The sequence below is a fragment of the Streptomyces thermodiastaticus genome (assembly GCF_014656135.1).
GTDB classification, from domain to species: Bacteria; Actinomycetota; Actinomycetes; order Streptomycetales; family Streptomycetaceae; genus Streptomyces; species Streptomyces thermodiastaticus.
This window is the reverse complement of the sequence record NZ_BNBV01000001.1, coordinates 274145-294335: the sequence shown is the minus strand read 5'-3', so window position 1 is coordinate 294335 and position 20191 is coordinate 274145. Positions and strand designations below refer to the sequence as shown.

16 protein-coding genes and 1 pseudogene are annotated in these 20191 nt (G+C 70.9%); 7 read left to right on the top strand and 10 right to left on the bottom strand.

The window, feature by feature from the left end; all coding sequences use genetic code 11:
* Positions 1-124: 124 nt before the first annotated feature.
* Positions 125-1123 (bottom strand): annotated as a pseudogene (locus IE286_RS01270) (non-reducing end alpha-L-arabinofuranosidase family hydrolase); the annotation flags it as partial.
* 759 nt (positions 1124-1882) lie between these two features.
* Here IE286_RS01270 and IE286_RS01265 point away from each other — a divergent pair.
* Complete coding sequence (locus IE286_RS01265; RefSeq protein ID WP_189794656.1) at positions 1883-3316, top strand: endo-1,4-beta-xylanase; 1434 nt, start codon at positions 1883-1885, stop codon at positions 3314-3316.
* Between the two features lie 97 nt (positions 3317-3413).
* Here IE286_RS01265 and IE286_RS01260 read toward each other — a convergent pair whose 3' ends face one another.
* The 3 genes from IE286_RS01260 to IE286_RS01250 all read right to left on the bottom strand — a co-directional run bounded on the left by IE286_RS01260 (position 3414) and on the right by IE286_RS01250 (position 5593).
* Positions 3414-4187, bottom strand: a complete 774-nt coding sequence (locus IE286_RS01260) for an SDR family NAD(P)-dependent oxidoreductase (RefSeq protein WP_189794655.1) — start codon at positions 4185-4187, stop codon at positions 3414-3416.
* 113 nt (positions 4188-4300) lie between these two features.
* Positions 4301-5161, bottom strand: coding sequence for an alpha/beta fold hydrolase (locus IE286_RS01255; protein WP_189794654.1), 861 nt, complete (start codon positions 5159-5161; stop codon positions 4301-4303).
* A gap of 9 nt (positions 5162-5170) precedes the next feature.
* Entirely contained in the window at positions 5171-5593 is a 423-nt protein-coding gene (locus IE286_RS01250; RefSeq protein ID WP_189794653.1) for a hypothetical protein, read from the bottom strand.
* Positions 5594-6331: 738 nt separating this feature from the next.
* Between IE286_RS01250 and IE286_RS01245 the strand changes: the two genes are divergently transcribed.
* Positions 6332-7342 carry an aldo/keto reductase gene (locus IE286_RS01245; protein WP_189794652.1) on the top strand — a complete coding sequence of 337 codons (1011 nt, stop codon included), beginning with the start codon at positions 6332-6334 and terminating at the stop codon, positions 7340-7342.
* 116 nt (positions 7343-7458) lie between these two features.
* Positions 7459-7878: an SRPBCC family protein gene (locus IE286_RS01240; RefSeq protein WP_189794651.1), complete on the top strand. Its 420-nt coding sequence runs from the start codon at positions 7459-7461 to the stop codon at positions 7876-7878.
* 84 nt (positions 7879-7962) lie between these two features.
* Here IE286_RS01240 and IE286_RS01235 read toward each other — a convergent pair whose 3' ends face one another.
* The 6 genes from IE286_RS01235 to IE286_RS01210 all read right to left on the bottom strand — a co-directional run bounded on the left by IE286_RS01235 (position 7963) and on the right by IE286_RS01210 (position 15073).
* On the bottom strand, positions 7963-9330 hold the full coding sequence (locus IE286_RS01235; protein ID WP_189794650.1) for an MFS transporter: 1368 nt from the start codon (positions 9328-9330) through the stop codon (positions 7963-7965).
* Between the two features lie 42 nt (positions 9331-9372).
* On the bottom strand, positions 9373-10695 hold the full coding sequence (gene hisD, locus IE286_RS01230) for a histidinol dehydrogenase (RefSeq protein WP_229861906.1): 1323 nt from the start codon (positions 10693-10695) through the stop codon (positions 9373-9375).
* A 91-nt stretch (positions 10696-10786) separates the two neighbouring features.
* On the bottom strand, positions 10787-11791 hold the full coding sequence (locus tag IE286_RS01225) for a LacI family DNA-binding transcriptional regulator (protein ID WP_189794648.1): 1005 nt from the start codon (positions 11789-11791) through the stop codon (positions 10787-10789).
* Positions 11792-11987: 196 nt separating this feature from the next.
* The gene (locus IE286_RS01220) at positions 11988-13211 is read right to left on the bottom strand and encodes a L,D-transpeptidase (protein WP_189794647.1); all 1224 of its coding nucleotides are present in this window, start codon (positions 13209-13211) and stop codon (positions 11988-11990) included.
* Between the two features lie 295 nt (positions 13212-13506).
* The gene (locus IE286_RS01215; protein WP_189794646.1) at positions 13507-14247 is read right to left on the bottom strand and encodes a methyltransferase domain-containing protein; all 741 of its coding nucleotides are present in this window, start codon (positions 14245-14247) and stop codon (positions 13507-13509) included.
* Positions 14248-14494: 247 nt separating this feature from the next.
* Complete coding sequence (locus IE286_RS01210) at positions 14495-15073, bottom strand: TetR/AcrR family transcriptional regulator (protein WP_229861905.1); 579 nt, start codon at positions 15071-15073, stop codon at positions 14495-14497.
* Between the two features lie 244 nt (positions 15074-15317).
* Here IE286_RS01210 and IE286_RS01205 point away from each other — a divergent pair, with 244 nt between their 5' ends.
* From IE286_RS01205 to IE286_RS01190, 4 genes are read left to right on the top strand one after another with little or no spacing between them, the layout of a single operon-like run.
* Positions 15318-15905 carry a (2Fe-2S)-binding protein gene (locus IE286_RS01205; protein WP_189794644.1) on the top strand — a complete coding sequence of 196 codons (588 nt, stop codon included), beginning with the start codon at positions 15318-15320 and terminating at the stop codon, positions 15903-15905.
* Complete coding sequence (locus IE286_RS01200; RefSeq protein WP_189794643.1) at positions 15902-16894, top strand: FAD binding domain-containing protein; 993 nt, start codon at positions 15902-15904, stop codon at positions 16892-16894. The genes IE286_RS01205 and IE286_RS01200 overlap by 4 nt, the downstream gene beginning before the upstream one ends.
* The gene (locus tag IE286_RS01195) at positions 16891-19023 is read left to right on the top strand and encodes a xanthine dehydrogenase family protein molybdopterin-binding subunit (RefSeq protein ID WP_189794642.1); all 2133 of its coding nucleotides are present in this window, start codon (positions 16891-16893) and stop codon (positions 19021-19023) included. Before IE286_RS01200 ends, IE286_RS01195 begins: the two co-directional genes overlap by 4 nt.
* Positions 19016-20158: an XdhC family protein gene (locus tag IE286_RS01190; protein WP_189794641.1), complete on the top strand. Its 1143-nt coding sequence runs from the start codon at positions 19016-19018 to the stop codon at positions 20156-20158. The genes IE286_RS01195 and IE286_RS01190 overlap by 8 nt, the downstream gene beginning before the upstream one ends.
* Positions 20159-20191: the final 33 nt, after the last annotated feature.

Here is a 20191-nt window from a genome sequence, read left to right as displayed (position 1 = left end):
ACCTCGCGGGGGCCCCTGGACGAGGGACACGGCGGTGACGGGGCCGCAGGACCGGGCGGCACATGCGCGGCTGCCGCCCGGCCCGCGGGCCGGAGGCCACTGTGGCGGCCCTGCGTGAAGACCCTCAGCGCTGCAGAGTCAGCAGGCCCGGACGGTAGGGCAGGAGGTCGTAGTCGCCGCCGGAGCCGGGGCTGCGCCCTTGGTAGAGCAGCTGCATGCTGCAGGGGTCGACGGTCATGGTCTGATCGGGAGTGGTGCGGATCAGTTCCCCGTGGCTGATGTCGTCGGTCCAGGAAGCACCGCTGTTGGCCTTGCCGGCGAACGGATCGCTCTCGGTCGTGGCCTGGGGTGTCCAAGCGCCGTCCAGGCTGGTGGCCGTGAACGAACGGAAGTAGCGGTGCCCCTGCGCGCCGATCGCCTCGACGATCATCAGGTAGCGGTTCTGTCCCTGGAGCTTGTAGACCTGCGGGGCTTCGAACAGGTTGTTGCGCGCATCGCTCATGACGACCGTCGAGGCCGAGCCGAAGCTGCCCGGGAAGTCGCCGATCGGCATGCCGGCCCGGTAGATCCTGCCGTTGTCACCGGCGAAGAACAGATACATGTGGGTGTCGTCACCGATGAGCGTCTGGTCGATGGGTCCGGTTGCGGAGTCGGTGATGCTCCCGGAGAACAGCACCTGCTCGGACGACCAGCCGTTCGGGTCGGTGGGATCGCTCGACGTCCGGTAGGAGAAGGCACTCCCGCCCCACTGATAGGCGAGCACCCAGATGTTCTTCGGTGCGAAGTAGAAGAGCGTGGGTGCGACGGCAGGGCTGTTCATCGCGTTCTGGCGGGCCGTGGCCATCTCCGGCCAGTCGTCGAACAGGTCGAAGTTCATCGAGCCCCATCTCGTCCCCGTGTCGTGCGTGGTCGCGTAGACGAGGTGTCTGCCGTTGTGGGGGACGACGGTGAAGTCCTTGAGCGAGACCCATCCGGACCTGGGCTGGGCGAGGGCGCCCGTCGAGGTCCAGTGGTAGGCGGACGGAAGCTCGCACGAGCCATGTGTGCCGGGACCGTCGGTCGGCTGTGCCTGCCGGCCGATGCCACCCAGGTCGTCGTACGGGACGACGGTCGCGGCGCCGGCGGGCCGGGTGCTCAGGACACCCGCCAGGAGCAGAAAAGGTGCCAGGACCCCGAACAGGCGTCTCGGGCGGAACGGCAGCGAGCGGTGGAACGACAACGGAGGCCCTCCTCGGGAGCGGGTGCGGTGCCGGCCGTGGTGCCTCGAATGTTTCGTTGTGCTTGCCGGTGGTGTGACGCCACAAGCTAGGAAAACGGAGGCCGCCGGTCAAGCCCCGGCGCTGCATCCGTCCGCACAGGGATCCTCTCGCCGGGGCGGCACACTGCTGCTGCGGACGCCGTCCCCCTGGAGTCGGTGAGCCGGTGAGTCGGCCAGAACGCTGTGTTGACATGGGGTTCGGGGAGACGTCCTGCCCGTGCTCGTCCGGCCGCGGCTCTTTCTCGCGAAGAGTGACGAAGGCTGCGCCGGGGTGCTGCTTCGACCGGATGAGGTTTCGAAAGTTTCGAAAGAAAGCCGGAAAGATTCTTCGTCCATCGGGTTGACGAGACACCGTCAATTCTCAATCATCCTGACGGGGAAACCGACCCTGCACCGAGCCGCGCAACCACGTCGGTCCCGAGCACCCGTGCCGCACGACGAAGCCGCGTACCGAAGCACCCGCGTCATGCCGTTGTACGTCAGCGAGGTCCGCACCACGGCAGTGGCCGGTGCACACGTGCTGCCCGGGTTCCCGGTCCGGCACGTTCGTCCGCCCAGTCGAAGCAGACGACGTCTCCCCCTGCGCCGCGCTCGTTCCGTGACGTCTACCTTGGAGGCAGACTTATGGGCTCTCACGCCCTTCCCAGACCGGTCCTCCGCCGGAGGATCCGCGGCGCGCTGTGGGCGCTGGCCGCAGGCGTCCTCGGTGTGGGCGCCGCACTGAGCACCCCGCCGACCGCGCATGCCGCCGAGAGCACGCTCGGCGCGGCGGCGGCCCAGAGCGGCCGCTACTTCGGCACCGCCATCGCTGCGGGCAAGCTGAGCGACTCGACGTACACCTCGATCGCCAACCGCGAGTTCAACATGGTGACGGCCGAGAACGAGATGAAGATCGACGCCACCGAACCGCAGCGGGGGCGATTCGACTTCACCGCCGGCGACCGCGTCTACAACTGGGCGGTGCAGAACGGCAAGCGGGTGCGCGGCCACACCCTGGCCTGGCACTCCCAGCAGCCCGGCTGGATGCAGAGCCTGAGCGGCAGTGACCTGCGCCAGGCGATGATCGATCACATCAACGGCGTGATGAGCCACTACAAGGGCAAGATCGCCCAGTGGGACGTCGTGAACGAGGCCTTCGCCGACGGCAATTCAGGAGCCCGGCGGGACTCCAACCTGCAGCGCACCGGCAACGACTGGATCGAGGTCGCCTTCCGCACCGCGCGCGCCGCCGACCCGTCCGCCAAGCTCTGCTACAACGACTACAACATCGAGAACTGGACCTGGGCCAAGACCCAGGCCGTGTACAACATGGTCCGCGACTTCAAGCAGCGTGGCGTACCGATCGACTGCGTCGGCTTCCAGTCGCACTTCAACAGCGGCAGCCCCTACAACAGCAACTTCCGCACCACCCTGCAGAGCTTCGCCGCGCTCGGTGTCGACGTGGCCATCACCGAGCTCGACATCCAGGGTGCCTCGCCCACGACGTACGCCAACGTGGTCAATGACTGCCTGGCCGTCTCGCGCTGCCTGGGCATCACCGTCTGGGGGGTGCGCGACACCGACTCCTGGCGGTCGGGTGACACCCCGCTGCTGTTCAACGGCGACGGCAGCAAGAAGCCTGCTTACTCCGCCGTTCTCGACGCACTCAACGGCGGCTCCTCCGGCGAACCTCCGGCGGACGGCGGGTCCGGACAGATCAAGAACGCCGCGTCGGGCCGGTGCCTGGACGTGGTCAACGCCGGTACCGCCGACGGCACCCAGGTCCAGCTCTACGACTGCCACAGCGGCACCAACCAGCAGTGGACCTACACCGACGCCGGCGAGTTCAGGATCTACGGCAACAAGTGCCTGGACGCCGGAGGCACCGGCAACGGAACCCGGATCCAGATCTACAGCTGCTGGGGCGGCGACAACCAGAAATGGCGCGTGAACTCCGACGGCACCATCGTCGGTGTCCAGTCGGGCCTGTGCCTGGACGCCGCCGGCACGGGCAACGGCACCCCGGTCCAGCTCTACACCTGCTCGTACGCCGCCAATCAGCGCTGGACCGTCTCCTGACACGGCATGCGGCGCGGACGCCAAAGGCGGGGCGCCCGGGCGCCCCGCCGCACCCGGCGGCCGGCCCACGGCTGGAGCACACGTGTTCCGCGCCTGCTCAGGGACAGATGGTGGGCACCATGCCGCCGTCGACGCCGAGCGCGGAGCCGGTGGTCGCCGAGGAGTGGTCCGTCGCCAGATAGGTGATCAGACGGGCCACTTCCTCCGGACGGATCAGGCGCCCCAGCAGGGAATCCGCGGCCCGGCCCTCGGCGACGAATCTCCGCTCCTGCTCGGCGGCGTCGACACCCGGGTACAGCTCGTCCCACATCCGTCGCACGCCGGCGCTCAAGGTCGGCCCGGGCAGCACACAGTTGACCGTGACGCCGCTGCCCGCGACCTCCTGCGCCATCCCGCGGGACACCGCCAGCTGCGCCGTCTTGGTCATTCCGTAGTGCACCATGACCGTGGGTGTCTGTATCCCGGCCTCGCTGCTGACGAACACGATCCGGCCCCAGCCGCGCTCCACCATCCTCGGAGCGTAGTGGCGTGCCAGACGGATCCCCGAGAGCACGTTGACCTCGAAGAAGCGCATCCACTCCGCGTCGGGTATCTCGAAGACCGGCTGGGTGGCGAACACCCCGGCGTTGTTCACCAGGACGTCGACGTCGGGCACCTGCTCGGTCAGGGTGCGGACGCCCTCCGCGGTGCCGACGTCCGCGGTGACTCCCGTGGCCCCGAGCCGTCCGGCGGTGCGGGCGACACGATCGGGATCTCGCCCGTTGACCACGACGTCGGCGCCCGCGGCGGCCAGCGACTCGGCCGTCGCCTCGCCGATGCCGGAGGTGGAGCCGGTGACCAGGGCCCTGCGTCCGCTCAGATCCATCTTCATCGGTGGTGCACTCCTCACATGTGCTGCCGGCGGCCGGTCCACCGCGCACAGCCGGGTGTGTGCGACGGTGCCGGCACCCGGGGCCCGGCACCGTCGCACCGGTCCGCATCCGGCTATCCGCCGGTGCGCTGTTCGATGCGCTGCAGCGCCTGCCGGAGGTACTGGGCGAAGCGCGGGTAGTTCTCGCTCATCGGGAAGTGGCCGATCTCCCGCATCTCGATGAACTCCGCTCCCCGGATCGCGTTCGCGGTGCGCCGTCCGTCCTCCGGGGTGGTGAGATAGTCGTACTCACCGGTGAGCATGACGACCGGGCAGCGTTCGCCGTCGATCTCGCCGAGCCGCCCCCGCAGGTCGTGATCGACGGAGTAGAAGTAGAGGTCGCCTTTGAACGCCTCCGAGCCCTGGGTGTAGTAGAACCACGTGGCCCAGCGGTCGTGCTCCGGCGACTGGGGTGCCATGAGGTCCCACACGCCGCTGGCACACACCTGGGCGGCGTTGGCATGGGGGTGCTGCCACCAGTCGAGGTAGAAGCCGGGGGCGTAGTCGGCTCCCTCCACGGGAATGACGGCCTTGAACCGGTCGGGATGCCGCAGTGCCAGTTGCAGCGCGACGTTGCCGCCGAAGGAGGACCCCATGAAGATCGGTTCCTCCAGCTCCAGAGCGTCGCAGAAGGCCACGATGAACGCGGTGAAGTGGTCCGCGGTGAGCCGGTACTCCTCCTTCCACCACTCCCGGTCGAGCGGCGGATCGGATTTGCCGTGCCGTGCGAGGTCATAGGCGATCACCCGGTAGCGGCCGGTGATCTCCTCGTCCTCGAGCAGTCCCAGCCACTGATGGTTGTGGCAGCCCGCGGTGTGCTGGCACACCAGTGGCTGGCCCGTGCCGTTCTCCAGGTAGAAGACCCGGTACTGGACGCCCTCCACCTCGATGCCGACGTAGTGGCCCGTCACCGGAGAGATCCTTCCGACGGCCATGGCACCTCCTCAGGAGTCGGAAGAGGCCGTGTCCCGGTGGGCCGGGACGAGTGGCCCCGTCACACGCAGCAGTTCCAGCTGACGGGTCACGCACCGCAGGTTCTGCATGAGCACGAGCAGGTCGCCCTCCAGACGCATTCCTCGCCGGAACGTGGCGGCCCAGATGCCGTGGCACATCGGCGGTGGCGTCCGCCGGCTGAAACCCCGCCATGTGTCCGCGCTCGCGCGGATCGCGAAGTCGTAGGCGGTCAGCGGCTCCGGGTCGGTGACCAGCTCCTCCACCCGTCCCCGGTGCATGCGCACCAGGAACCGGTGGTCCTCCATGTCCAGCAGAAAGGTGCAGGAGTAATACGCGCCGTGGGCCCGCAGCTCCGGGTCGTCGTCGGACAGCCGGCGGAACTCCTCCACCGGATCCGTGGTCGCTGACGTCATGTCCCACCTCACGGGGTGCTTTCGCTCGGCACGCCGGATCCGCCCGGCAGGGACGGTGCAAGCCGGGACCGTCCCGCCGGTGTCCCGTCGGCGCCGCGGGCGTGTGTCCGTTCACGGAGCCGCGCGGGAAGCTCTCGGCCCGGCCGTCGTCGGCCGTGGTCACCGCCTTCCGGACGTGTCCGGGGCGCGCCCGGCGGCCGGCACATCCGGGCCGGGACGGCCGGAACACGTGCCGTCCCGGACGCTCGCCACCCGCTGTGCCGGTGAGTTCGCAGGTGACGGCATCGCAGCACGGAAGGTGATGCCCGTCCTCGGCCGGCACCGCCGCTCGCGTTCCGGTCCGGCCTGGTCGCCCGATGTCCATGGCGACACCTCTCGATTCCTCACTGCATGCGTACCACGCTCCACAGCTGCTCGCCTGTCGGGCGTGCGGCTGTGCTTGCCCGCGCCGCCGAGGCGGCTCCCGGGCACGGAGACGCAGGGATCCGAGGAAGGGACATGCGACGAGCCGCTCACACCCGGGCCGGGTACACGCCTGTCGGGGACGTCTGCGGGCACACCTTGCATTAGCCCGCGTAAGCAATTATTGTCGACGCATGTAAGCGGCGCTCGCATCTATGTGGGCGCTGTCCGACCGGTGATGCGCTGCCTGTCCGTGCTCCGGTGCCGCCGACGCCGCCGGCGCACGGACGGGCACACTCCACCGGCACCCCTCACACCCGCAGAGGCAAGCTGGTCATGTCACTTTCCGGAATCCTTCCCGGCCGACTCGGATTCGGCACCGCACCGCTCGGCAACATGTTCCGCGCCATCCCCGACGACGAGGCCCTCGCCACCGTGGAGGCCGCCTGGGACCAGGGCATCCGCTACTTCGACACCGCCCCCTTCTACGGGGCCGGTCTGGCGGAGACCCGGCTCGGTCAGGTGCTCTCCGCCAAGCCCCGCGACTCCTACGTGCTGTCCACCAAGGTCGGCCGGGTGATCCTCGACGAGCTGGAGGAGGGCGCCCGCGACTTCGGGGAGAAGGGCGGGCTGTTCGAGCACGGCAACCCGAACAAGATGCTGCACGAGTGGACCGCCGAGGCCACCGAACGCTCCATCGAGGACAGCCTCGGCCGCCTCGGCGTCGACCGCCTCGACATCGTCTGGGTCCACGACATCGCCCAGGACTTCCACGGCGACCTGTGGCTGCAGAAGTTCGAGGAAGCCCGTACCGGCGCCTTCCGCGTCCTGTCCCGCCTGCGTGACGAGGGTGTCATCAAGGCCTGGGGCCTGGGCGTCAACCGCACCGAACCCATCGAGCTGACCCTCGCCCTGGACGAGCCGCAGCCCGACGGCTTCCTCCTCGCGGGCCGCTACACCCTCCTCGACCACGAGCACGCCCTGCAGCGCCTGCTGCCGATGGCCCAGGAACAGAACGTCGACATGGTCGTGGGCGGCCCCTACAGCTCCGGCGTCCTCGCCGGCGGCGCCCACTTCGAGTACCAGCAGGCACCCCCGGAGATCGTCGAGCGGGTCGGCAAGCTCAAGGCCCTCGCCGAGAAGCACGGTGTCGGCATCAAGGCCGCCGCCCTGCAGTTCTCCCTGGCCCACCCGACGGCCGCCGCCGTCGTCCCCGGCGCCACCCGCCCCAGCCGTATCGCGGAGGACACCGCCGCGCTGACCGAGAAGATCCCGGCCGCGTTCTGGCACGAACTCCGCGCCGCCGGCCTGGTCAGCCCCGCTGCCCCGCTCCCCGAGGGCGCCTGACCCCACCCTGACCCGGCGGCCGCCCGGCCGTGCGCTCAGCGGCGCTGCACGGCGCACGGCCCACGGCGGCCGCCGGGCCACCGCGCCACGCACACACCACAGAAAGAGCAACGACCATGGCATCGACCTCGGTCAGCCGCATCGTCCCGGCCTTGCCGCAGAAGGTGTGGGACCTCATCGGCGGCTTCGGCTCCCTGCCCGACTGGCTCCCCTACATCCCCAAGAGCACCCTGCTGGAGGGCGGCCGGGTCCGCCGGCTGGAGAACCCGGACGGCGACGTGATCGTCGAACGGCTGGTGCACTTCGACGACGCCGAGCGCCACTACAGCTACGCGATCCTCGACGCTCCCTTCCCCGTCACCGGCTACCTCTCCACCCTCCGGGTCCATGCCGTCCCCGGCCGGGACGACATCGCCGAAGTGCAGTGGTCCGGACGGTTCGTCCCCGACGGGGCCACGGAGGAGGAGGTGGTCGAGCTGTTCACCGGCATCTACCGCGACGGCCTCGACGCCCTGCACCAGGCGTTCACGGCCTGACGGCACAGGGGGCGTCGCACCGACGACGGCACATACGGCCCGGGCACGTCCGCGCGTGCCCGGGCCGTATGTGCACGGCGCCGCTCAGGGGCGGGACGACGCCACGGCAGGTGTGTCCCGCCGGTGTGTGCCCAGGGCGTCGATCTCGTCCAGCTCGCGGTCCCGGCGGTCGGGGGCGAAGGCGATCGCCACCATGGCGATCAGCGTCGTGACGATCGCGAAGACGACGACCATCCACAGACTCCCGTCGGCCCACAGCACCATCGCGCTGGCCAGGGCGGGGGTGAAGCTCGCGAGGAGGATCGAGGCCGCCTGGTATCCGACCGAGATGCCGGAGTAGCGCACCGACGTGGGGAACATCTCGCAGTACAGCGCGGGCAGGGGAGCGTAGACCATGGCGTGCCCCAGGGCGAGGAAGAGGACCACCCCGCCCACGATCGCCCACAGCCGCCCGGTGTGGACCAGCGCGAAGACCGGCCAGGTGGTGATCACGATCAGGGCGCCGCCGATGAGGAAGGTCCGCACCCGGCCGATGCGGTCGGACACCGCCCCGAACACCGGGATCATCACGATGTTCACGGCTGCGCCGATCATGGACGCCGTCAGGCCGTAACGCTCCGGGACGCCGAGCGTGCTGGTGACGTAGGAGAGGATGAACGTGGTGAACAGGTAGTAGTTCCCGGCCTCCGCGAACCGGCCGAACACCGTGATCAGCAGCGGCTTGCGGTGGTCGCGGAAGAGGATCGCGGCCGGCGCCTTGCGGCGTTCCAGCTCGGCGTCCATCCTCGCCTTCTCCGCGAGGAAGGCCGGGCTCTCGGTGGCCCGCAGCCGGATGGAGAAGCCGATGCCGGCGAGGATCACGCTGAGCAGGAACGGCAGCCGCCATCCCCACTGGTCGAAGGCGTCACCGGAGACCCACGAGGCGAACGACACCGCGGCCGTGCCCAGCAGCAGACCCGCGGACACACCGATCTGCGGCCACGCCCCGAAGTACCCGCGCCGCTCGCGCGGCGCGTTCTCCACGGCCACGATGGCCGCCCCGCCCCACTCGCCGCCGACCGCGAACCCCTGGGCGAGCCGCAGCACGCACAGCAGCAGCGGCGCCGCCACGCCGATCTGGCGGTAGGCCGGCACCAGGCCGATCGCCGCCGTCGCCGCGGTCATGACCGAGAAGGTGAGGATCAGCGTGGACTTGCGTCCGATCCGGTCTCCGAGATGTCCCGCGACGAAGGCGCCGACCGGGCGGGCCAGAAAGCCCACACCGAAGGTGGCCAGCGAGACGATCTGGCCGATGCCGGGCGACAGATCCGGGAAGAACAGGCGCCCGAACACCAGCGCGGCGGTGACGCCGTAGACCGTGTACTCGTACCACTCGACGATCGCACCGACGGTGCCGGACTGCAGGGATCGACGGCGGATCTGCTCCGGCGTCGGGGTAGCGGCGGTGGGCATGTGATCTCCGTTGATCGGGAGGAGCGGGGCGGGGCGGCCGTCTCAGGCGCGCGTCGTCTCGGCGTAGTGGTCGGTCCAGTCCAGCGGCACACCCGCGTACTTCGCCGCCCTGGCGTCGCCGGAGCGGGCGTGGCCCTCGAACAGCTCGACACGGGCGGCACGTCCGCACAGCACCCCGAGGTCCGCGGACGACGTGGCGTCGCGCACCTCCTGGTAGGTCACCGTACGCAGGTACTTGCCCACCCACAGGCCCCCGGTGTAGCGGGCGGCGCCCCGAGTCGGCAGCACATGGTTGGTGCCGATCACCTTGTCCCCGTAGGAGACACAGGTGCCCTCGCCGAGGAACAGGGCGCCGTAGGCGTGCATCTTCTCCAGCGCCTCACGCGGGTCGGCGGTGAGGATCTGCACGTGCTCGTAGGCGAAGGAATCCGCGATGCGGTAGGCCTCGTCCAGGTCGTCGGCCAGGATGATCTGGCCGTGGTCGCGCCAGGCCGGGCCGGCGATGTCGGCGGTCTGCAGGCCGGGCAGGATCTCCTCGATGTGCCGCTGCACCTCGGTGGCCACCCGCTCGCTGGTGGTGACCAGCACGGCGGGGGAGTCCGGGCCGTGCTCGGCCTGCGAGAGCAGGTCGACGGCGACGATGAACGGGTCGGCCTCGTCGTCGGCCACGATCAGGATCTCCGTGGGCCCGGCGAACAGGTCGATGCCGACCTCGCCGAAGAGCTGACGCTTGGCCTCGGCCACATAGGCGTTGCCCGGCCCGGCGAGCATGTCGACCGGGGAGATCGTCTCGGTGCCGACGCTCATCGCGGCGATCGCCTGCACACCGCCGAGGAGGTAGATCTCGTCCGCGCCGGCCAGGTGCATCGCCGCCACGGTCGCGGCGGGGAGCTCGCCGCGGATCGGCGGCGTGCAGGCGATCACACGCGGCACACCGGCGGCCTTGGCGGTCACGATCGTCATGTGCGCGGAGGCCGTCAGCGGGTAGCGGCCGCCCGGGACGTAGGCGCCGACGGACTGGACCGGCAGGTGGCGGTGGCCGAGGAACACACCCGGCGCGGTCTCGATCTCGATCTCCGACATCGACTCCCGCTGCGCCTCGGCGAAGCGGCGGACATTGGCCTGGACGGTCTTGATGTCCTCGATGACCTGGGGATCCAGCGTGCCGATGATCTTCTGCAGCTGCGCCTCGTCGAGGCGGAAGGACTCCGGCTCCCAGGCGTCGAAACGTGCCGACAGCTCGCGGACCGCCGCGTCGCCCCGCGCGCGGACGTCGGCGATCAGTTCACGGACGGCCTGCCCGACGCTGTCGTTGCCGGACGGGGCCGTGGACGAGGTGGTGGCGGCCTTGAGGGTGCGGGACACGCCCGTCTCCTTCGCTCGGGGATGGATACGTATCCAATGGATACGTATCCAGAGCATGAAGGGCGGACGGGCAAGGCGTCAAGAGGTGTTGTCAGACGCGGGATGCCGGAGCGGTGGTCGAACGCTCGACGAACTCCACCGGCAGCACCTCGCGCCGGGGCGGCAGATCCGGCTCGTCCAGCCGCTGCACCAGCAGCTCGACGCCGACCTGGGCGATCCGCTCCAGGGGCTGGCGCACCGTGGTCAGGTCGATGCGCTCCCATGCCGACAGCGGCACGTCGTCGCAGCCCACCACGCTCAGCTCGTCCGGCACCCGCACACCGGCGGCCGCGGCGGCGTTGAGCGCCGCGTAGGCCATGATGTCGTTGTGGCAGAACAACGCGGTCGGACGCCGGTCACCGGACAGCAGCGTGCGCACCGCGTCGTAGGCGGTGGCGTAGTCGTAGTCCCCGTCGACCTCGGTCAGGGTGAGGCCGCCGTGGGCCTGCAGGCGGTCGCGGAACGCGGCACCGCGCTGCTGTGCCGTGCTCGCCCCGGCCGAGCCGCACACCATCCCGAAGTGACGATGCCCCAGGTCCAGCAGGTGGTCGGCGGCCAGCCGGCCGGCCGTGGCGTTGTCCGCCTCCACCTGGTCGGCCGGGAAGTCCTCCAGGGTGCGGTGGCACAGCACCACGGGGATGCCGTGCTTGAGCATGCGATGGGCCAGCGGATCGTTCTGGATCGCGGAGGCGAACACGACTCCGTCCACACCCTCGCGGCGCAGCAACGCCAGGCCTTCCTCCGGGGTCATCACGTCCGTGACCAGTGACAGGCGCAGCCCCTGCTGGTGCAGCACACGCTCCACGGCCTTGACCATCACCGGGTAGAACGGGTTGGTCAGATCCCGGATGACCACGCCGATCAGCCCGGAACGCGTCCCCACTAGGCTGCGCGCCGCCTGGCTGGGCTGGAAGTCGTACTTGGCGACCACGTCCAGCACCCGCCGCCGGGTCTCCTCGGACACACTGCCGCCGTTGAGGACACGGGACACCGTCGACTGCGCGACCCCCGCTTCACGGGCGATCTGCACGCTGGTGACGGTCCGCCGCCGGCCCATGGGTCCTTCCTCCGGATGATTTCCGGATCAAGGATACGGGCCGACCGGGCCGGTGTTTCACCTGTCGTGGGTGCGCGGGCCGGCGGGCATGCCGCGCACGGTGGGTGTCCGCATCCGAGGGGCTGGACAACGGACCGGATCGGCCGGGCGCCGTTCGTGCGGCGACCGAGCCCCTGCCCGGTCAGCGGCGCGCGGGTCAGCGGGTGGCGCTGCCGGCGACCCACTGGCTCCAGGGCATGTTCCAGTCGCTGTAGCCGTTGCCCGGTGCCAGCTTGGACGTGTCCGAGGAGTTCTTGACGATCACGACGTCACCGATCATCGAGTTGTCGAAGAACCACGCGGCAGGCTGCTGGTCGTCGCCGCCGCCCGCGACGTCCTTCAGGCCCACGCAGCCGTGACTGGTGTTGACCGAGCCGAAGACGGAGTCGGCGCCCCAGTAGTTGCCGTGGATGAACGTGCCCGAATCGGTCAGCCGCATGGCGTGCGGTACGGCCGCGATGTTGTAGGCCGGTTTGCCGTCCTTGTCGGTGATGCCGACGGTGGCGGCGTTCATGCGGATCTGCCGGTACTTCTCGGAGATCACCATCTGGCCGTTGTACGTCGGGTGCTCGGGGCTGCCGGAGGTGACCGGGACGGTTCTGACCGTCTTGCCGTCCCGTACGACGGTCATCTGCTTGGTCCGGGCGTCGACCGTGCTGATCTGGCTCCGGCCGACCTTGAACGTCACCGTCTTCTCCGCACCGTGCGACCTCATCGTGACGGTGACGGTGGAGCCGGCCTTCCAGTAGCTCTCGGGGCGGAAGTCGAGGCGGTAGTCGTTGAACCAGTGGCCGACGACCTGCTGGCCGCTGCTGGAGCTGACCTGGAATTCGGACTCCACGGCGGCCTTGTCGCGGATCGCCTGGGGGAAGCTGACCGACACCGGCATGCCCACGCCGACGGTCGAGCCGTCCTCGGGGGAGACGTGCCCGATGAAGTCGTTGGCCGGGGAAGCGGTGGTGATCGTGGCGTAGGAGTCGACGGCACGGCCCTCGGCGTCCTGCGCCTCGGCGGCGATCTGATACCGGGTGGCCCGCTGCAGGGGGCCGGTCGCCTGCCAGGAGGTGCCGTCGGCGGACAGGGTGCCCGCCACCTCCTCACCGGTGGCGACGGCGGTCATGGTGACCTTGGTGAGCGTGCCGTCGGCGACGGTCACCTGCACCGGGTCGTCGACCCCGACGCCGTGGGTGCCTTGCTGCGGCGTGATCTGTATCCGGGCATCGGAGGCGTCCTGGGTGGGGGGCTGTGCGGGCGGACTCTGGGGCGCCGGACTCTGCGCCGCCGGGCGGGACCCGGGGTCGTCGTCGCCGGTGGCGGCGACGCTCGTACCGCCGAGGGCGCTCAGTGCCAGGACGGCGCCCAGTGCGCCGGCCCCGGTCATGAGCCCGGTGCGTCGTGCACGTGCCGTGATCAACCGCTTCTCCCATGCCGCTGGTTGTACAACTCCTGGAGCAGGCCGCCGCAGGAGCAGCAGCAATAATCAAACCGCATGGAGGAGTTCAATCCTCCCTAACCGGGCATTTTGTGGCGAGAGACACGTGGCTTCCGCTGCGCACGGCCGGTCGGACTGCCGGCCGGTGATCCGGTGGAGCTGGGCACGTCCGCGTCGCCGTGCGGCCGGCCACGGCGCCGGGTCACCGGACGCCGCGGCGCGTCGCGACGCCTGCAGCTGGCGCTCAGGCCGGCTTGTGCCACACGGAGATGTGCTTCCCGGAGTCCTGGGTGAACGGCGTCCCGTCCCAGTCGGCGACGCGTCGCTCCAGCTCCAGCCCGGCCAGCCGCGCCATCAGGTCCAGCTCGGCCGGCCACGCGTACCGGTGCCGTGAGGCCTCGCGGCGGTAGCGGCCGTCGTCCCCGTCACGGGTGAAATGGTGGGAGACGAGAAGCTGCGCGACGGGGTCGACGGTGTCGAAGCCGAGATGCCGCTCGGAGACGTCGAACGGCACCGCGGTCTGTCCCGGCGGCAGGAACCGCAGTGGCGGCACCCCCAGCTCGACGACGAAGCGGCCGCCCGGCAGCAGATGGCGGGCGGCATTGCGGAAGCACTCGACCTGCTCGTCCTGGGTGAGCAGATTCGAGATCGTGTTGTACACGAGGTACACCAGGGTGAACGCGCCGGGCACGACGGTCGTCGCCATATCGCCGATGGTGACCGGCAGTGTCTCCTCGTCGACCTTGCGCCGCAGGACCGCTGCCATGTGCTCGGACAGTTCGATGCCGGTCACCGGTACGCCGCGTCGCCTCAGCGGGACGGCCACCCGTCCGGTCCCGATCGCGAACTCCAGGGCCGGACCGTCGCCGGCGAGCTCGGCGAGGAAGTCCACGGTCGGACCGACGACGGCGGCCGAGAACATCCCGGTCTCCTCGGTGTCGTAGCGCTCGGCGGCCTCACGGCTCCACAGCTCACTGCTCGTCATGTCGGGTCACACTGTGCCGGGCGTCGTGGGCGCTGTCGACCGGATTTTCCGCCCCTGCGGGTGCGCCGGTGCACGCGTGTGACCGGTGCACGCGTCTGGATGAGCGCATGCGCGTGCTCGCGGGGTGATACAGGTCTGCGTCGTCAGTCCGCGCCGTCTAGCGAGCCTCGCCGGCCGCCTGTGCGCCGGGCGTGCGGCGACGGCTTCTCGGGGCATGCCCCGGCGTGAGTGGTGGGCGGGCGCGCTCTCAGCGTCCCGGTGCGCCCGCGCGCAGGCCGTCCATGACGATGTCCAGCAGCCGGGTCGCGCGCGTCTGCCAGTCGCCCTGCGGATCGATCTGCCACAGTCCCGCGATGGCGAGCAGGAACTCGTCGGCCGTCACGCCCGGGCGGATGGTCCCGGCCTCCTCGTTGGCACGCAGCAGGGTCTCGGCCGCGGCGGCCACCGGCAGATGGCTCGGCTTGGCCGGGCTGCCGGGCGAGCAGGTGGCCTGGCGGATCGCGTCCGCGAGGCCGGCCTTGGTCATCGCGAACCGGGCCAGGTGGTCCATCCAGGTGCGCAGCGCCGTGTCGGGCTCGTAGCAGGCGAGCAGCTCGGCCGCGCTGTCGGCGACCTGCTGCATCTCGTGCCGGTACACCTCGATGACGAGTGCTTGCCGGTTGGGGAAGTTGCGGTAGAACGTGCCCTGCCCGACGCCCGCCTTCCTCGCGATCACGCTGAGCGGTGTGTCCGCGCACCGGGTCAGTTCGGCCACGGCCACTTCCAGGATGGTGGCGCGGTTGCGCTGCGCGTCCGAGCGCCGGGGGGCGCCCCTCTTCTCCGCCACCGATCCTCCCTTCGGGCGCGATCGTCCGCCCGGCCTTGCTAAGCGGACAGCTGTCCGGGTAGGTTGAGTCTCACAGTGGACAGCTGTCCACTTCGCATTCACCATAGTGGTGGAGTGTGCTTTTCCGCCACGTGCAATGGGCTTGCCGATCTGTCCGTCTGCTTCCCCCCTTCTCCGACGCTCCTGACGTTTTCCCGCGACAAGGGCCGCCGTGTTCCCCCTGGATACGCGAAAGAAGCCGATCATGGAATCAGCACCCTCGCCGACCTCCGGCACCATCACCTTGCACATCAACGGCGAGAAACACACGCTCTCCGTCGACCACCGCACGACACTCCTGGACGCCCTGCGCGAGCGGCTGGATCTCACCGGAACCAAGAAGGGCTGTGACCACGGACAGTGCGGCGCCTGCACCGTCCTGATCGACGGGCGCCGGGCCGTGTCATGTCTGCAGCTGGCGGTGGCGGCCGAAGGCCGCGAGATCACCACCATCGAGGGCCTGGCCGACGGCGAGCGCCTGCACCCGGTGCAGCAGGCCTTCCTCGACCTCGACGGATTCCAGTGCGGCTACTGCACGCCCGGACAGATCTGTTCCGCCGTCGCGGTGATCGAGGAACACGCGGCCGGCTGGCCGAGCGCGGCCACCGCGGACGTGCGCCCCGAGGCCGGCCCGCCACCGCTGACCGCGGAGGAGATCCGCGAGCGGATGAGCGGCAACCTGTGCCGCTGCGGTGCCTATGTGTCGATCGTGCAGGCCGTCGCCCGCGCCGCGCAACCCACGGACCAGGACGGTGCCGTGCGCACCACCGCGGGCGAGGAGGCCGCGGCGTGAAAGAGTTCACCTACCACAAGGCCCACGATGTCGCCGGTGCCGTGGCGCTGCTGGGCGCCGACCCCGAGGCCCGCTTCCTCGGCGGCGGCACCAACCTCGTCGATCTGATGAAAAACGGCGTCGAGCGGCCCGCCCGCCTGATCGACGTCCGGGATCTGCCGCTCGACCGGATCGAGCCCGCCGAGGACGGCGGCCTGCGCATCGGTGCGACGGTCACCAACAGCGACCTGGCCGCGCACCCCGACGTCCGCCGCCGCTACCCGGCGCTCGCGCAGGCCGTGCTCGCCGGAGCCTCCGGACAGCTGCGCAACATGGCCACCGTCGGCGGCAACCTGCTGCAGCGCACCCGCTGCGGCTACTTCACCGACGTGAGCCGGCCGTGCAACAAGCGCCGCCCGGGCAGCGGCTGCCCCGCCGTCCACGGAGTGCACCACAACCACGCGATCCTCGGCGCCTCCGAGCACTGCGTGGCCGTGCACCCCTCCGACATGGGCGTCGCCCTGGCCGCCTTCGACGCCGTGGTCACCTACGAAACCGCCGACGGGCCGGGCCGGCTGCCGCTCGCCGACTTCTACCTGCCGGTCGGCGACACCCCGCACCGGGAGACGGCCCTGCCCCAGGGTGCGCTGATCACCGGCGTCGAGCTGCCGCCCGTCCCGGTCGCCGCCCACTCCCGCTACCGCAAGGTGCGCGAACGCGCCTCCTACGCCTTCGCGATCGGTTCGGTCGCCGCCGCGCTCGACGTCCGCGACGGCGTCGTGCACGACGTGCGGCTCGCCTTCGGCGCGGTCGCCTCCCGCCCGTGGCGGGCGCGCACGGCCGAACAGGCACTGACCGGGGCACGAGCCGACGCCGATGCGTTCGCGGCCGCCGCGGACGCCGAACTCGCCGAGGCGCGACCGCTGCCCGACAACGGATACAAGGTGACTCTGATGCGCAACCTCGTGGTGGCCGTGCTCACCGAACTCGCCGAGGAGGCCGCCCGATGACCACGACCACGACCCGCACCCCCTTCCGTGGCCGCACCGGCACCGCGCACACCCGCGTGGAGGGCCGCGAGAAGGTCACCGGCGCCGCCCGCTACGCCGGAGAGATCCCCTTCGCCGACCTGGCGCACGGCTGGCTGGTGCTCTCCACCGTCGCCCACGGCCGGATCCGGTCCATCGAGACCGAGCCCGTCCTCGCCATGCCGGGCGTCCTCGCCGTCCTGCACCACGAGAACGCCCCCCGGGTGAACACCGACTACGTCGGCATGCTGGGCAAGCCCGACCCCACCTTGGCCGTCTTCCAGGACGACCGGGTGCCGCACCTGGGCTGGCCGGTCGCCCTGGTCGTCGCCGAGACCTCCGAGCAGGCCAGGGAGGCCGCCGAAGCGCTCGTCGTGCACTACGACCAGGAGCCGCACGACATCGACTTCTCCCCGGCACGCACGGACACCGTCCCGGGGGAGGGCTACGTGCCGGCGACGACGGAGAAGGGCGACCTGGAAGCCGAACTCGCCGCCTCCGCCTTCGTCGTCGACGCCGAGTACACCACCCCCGAAGAGCACCACAGCATGATGGAGCCGCACGCGGCGACCGCCCGGTGGGACGGCGGCCGGCTCGAACTCGTCGACTCCAACCAAGGCGCCTTCTGGGTCGTCGGTGAACTGGCCAACCTGTTCTCGCTCGACCCGGCCTCCGTGCGGGTCGTCTCCGAACACGTCGGCGGCGGCTTCGGCAGCAAGGGAGTGCGCGTCCACCAGGTGGCCGCCGTCATGGCCGCGACCGAACTGCAGCGCCCGGTCTGCGTGGTCATGACACGCCGTCAGATGTTCTACCTGACCGGCTACCGCAGCCCCACCGTGCAGCGGGTGCGGCTCGGCGCGGACGCCGACGGCCGGCTGCGCGCCCTGGAGCACCACTCGCTGAGCCTCACCTCGCCCGTGCACGACTTCGTCGAGTCGAGCACCATGCCCTCCCGGGTGATGTACGACGCCGACGCCCACCACACCGCCCACCGCCTGGTCCGGCTGAACGTCCCGACACCCACGTACATGCGGGCCCCGGGCGAGGCACCCGGCTCCTTCGCACTGGAATGCGCGATCGACGAGCTCGCCGAGAAAGCCGGCCTGGACCCGATCGAGCTGCGCCTGCGCAACGAGCCCGAGCGCGGCCCGGTCTCCGGACTGCCCTTCGGCAGCCGCAACCTCGCCGCCTGTTTCCGCGAGGGCGCCCGCCGGTTCGGCTGGGCCGACCGGGACCCGCGGCCCGGAGTGCGCCGTGAGGGACGCTGGCTGCTCGGGACCGGCACCGCCGCCGGATCCTTCGCCGCCGGAGCCGGGCCCTCCACCGCCACCGTCACGGCGGAGGCGGACGGCACGTTCACCGTGCGCATCGGCGCCGCCGACATCGGCACGGGCGCACGGACCGCGCTGACCCTGATCGCCGCCGACGCGCTCGAGGTGCCGCCCGAGCGCATCCGGACGCACATCGGCGACAGCGACTTCGGGCCCGCGATGCTCGCCGGCGGCTCCCGGGGCACCCGCTCCTGGGGGTGGGCAGTGCAGACGGCGGCCGCCGAACTGCGCGAGCGGCTGGCGCTGGGCACGGACATCCCGCCGGAGGGCATCACCGTGCGCTCCGACACCACCGCCGCCGTCGGCGCTCTCGCCGGCAAGGAACGGCACTCCTACGGAGCCCAGTTCGCCGAGGTCGCCGTGGACGTCGCCACCGGCGAGGTACGGGTGCGCCGCATGCTCGGCATCTTCGCGGCCGGCACCATCGTCAACCCGCTGACCGCCCGCAGCCAGCTCATCGGCGGCATGACCTGGGGCATCTCCATGGCCCTGCACGAGGAAGCCGTCCGGGACAAGGCCAGCGGCGGCCTGTACGGTCCCGACCTCGCCGGCTACCACGTCGCCACGCACGCCGATGTGCCGTTCGTCGAGGCCGACTGGGTGGACGACCACGACCCGGACGACCCGATCGGGATCAAGGGCATCGGCGAGGTCGGCATCGTCGGCACCGCCGCGGCCATCGCCAACGCCGTCTGGCACGCCACCGGTGTGCGTCACCGTCACCTGCCCATCCGGCCCGACCGAGTCCTGCAGGCCGCCGCAGAGGTACCGCATGCTTGACATCGCCGAGGAACTGCACCAGTGGATCGAGGAAGACCGCAACTTCGCGGTCGCCACCGTCGTCGCCGTCGGCGGCAGCGCACCGCGCGGTCTCGGCGCAGCCCTCGCGGTCGACAGCGACGGCACCGCCGTCGGCTCGGTCTCCGGCGGCTGTGTGGAGGGAGCGGTCTACGACCTGTGCCGACAGGCGCTGCAGGACGGCATCACGGTCGTGCAGCGGTTCGGCTACAGCGACGAGGACGCCTTCGCGGTGGGACTGACCTGCGGCGGAACCATCGAGGTCATGGTGGTGCCGGTCCTCGCGCAGGCCCCGGCACGCCCGGTGCTGCGGGCCGCGCTGCGGGCCGCCTCCGGCGGCGAGCCGGCCGCCCTCGCCCGCGTCGTGCGCGGTCCCGGCGAGCTGCTCGGCACGGCACTGCTGGTGCGGCCCGACGGCACCGTCGAGGGCGGCCTGGGCGGCGCGGCGGAACTGGACCGCACGGCGCGGGCCGAGGCCCGGGCCCTGCTGGACGCCGGCCGCACCGCCACCGTGGAGATCTCGGAGGACGGATCGCACTGCCCCGGCGGGCTGACCCTGCTCGTGGAGGTCACTGTGCCGCCGCCCCGCATGATCGTCTTCGGGGCGGTCGACTTCGCCGCGGCGCTGGTGAAGGCGGGCAAGTTCCTCGGCTACCACGTGACCGTGTGCGACGCCCGCCCGGTCTTCGCCACCCGGGCACGCTTCCCGGAAGCCGACGAGGTCGTGGTCGACTGGCCGCACCGCTACCTGCGGAGCACCCCGACCGACGCGCGCACCGTGCTGTGCGTGCTCACCCACGACGCCAAGTTCGACATCCCCCTGCTGACAGAAGCGCTGCGGATGCCCGTCGCCTTCGTCGGCGCCATGGGGTCGCGCCGCACCCATGCCGACCGGGAACGGCGGCTGCGCGAGGCCGGCCTCGGTGAGCGGGAGCTGTCCCGGCTCAGGTCCCCGATCGGCCTCGACCTGGGGGCCCGCACCCCCGAGGAGACCGCCGTGTCCATCGCCGCGGAGATCGTCGCCGTCCGGCACGGAGGCACCGGTGTGCCTCTGACCGGCTCGGGCACATCCATCCACCATGACCACAGGGAGCACAGCGCCGCCCGTGCGGCCTGACCGGCGCACATCACGGCCCCGGCCCGGGGCACG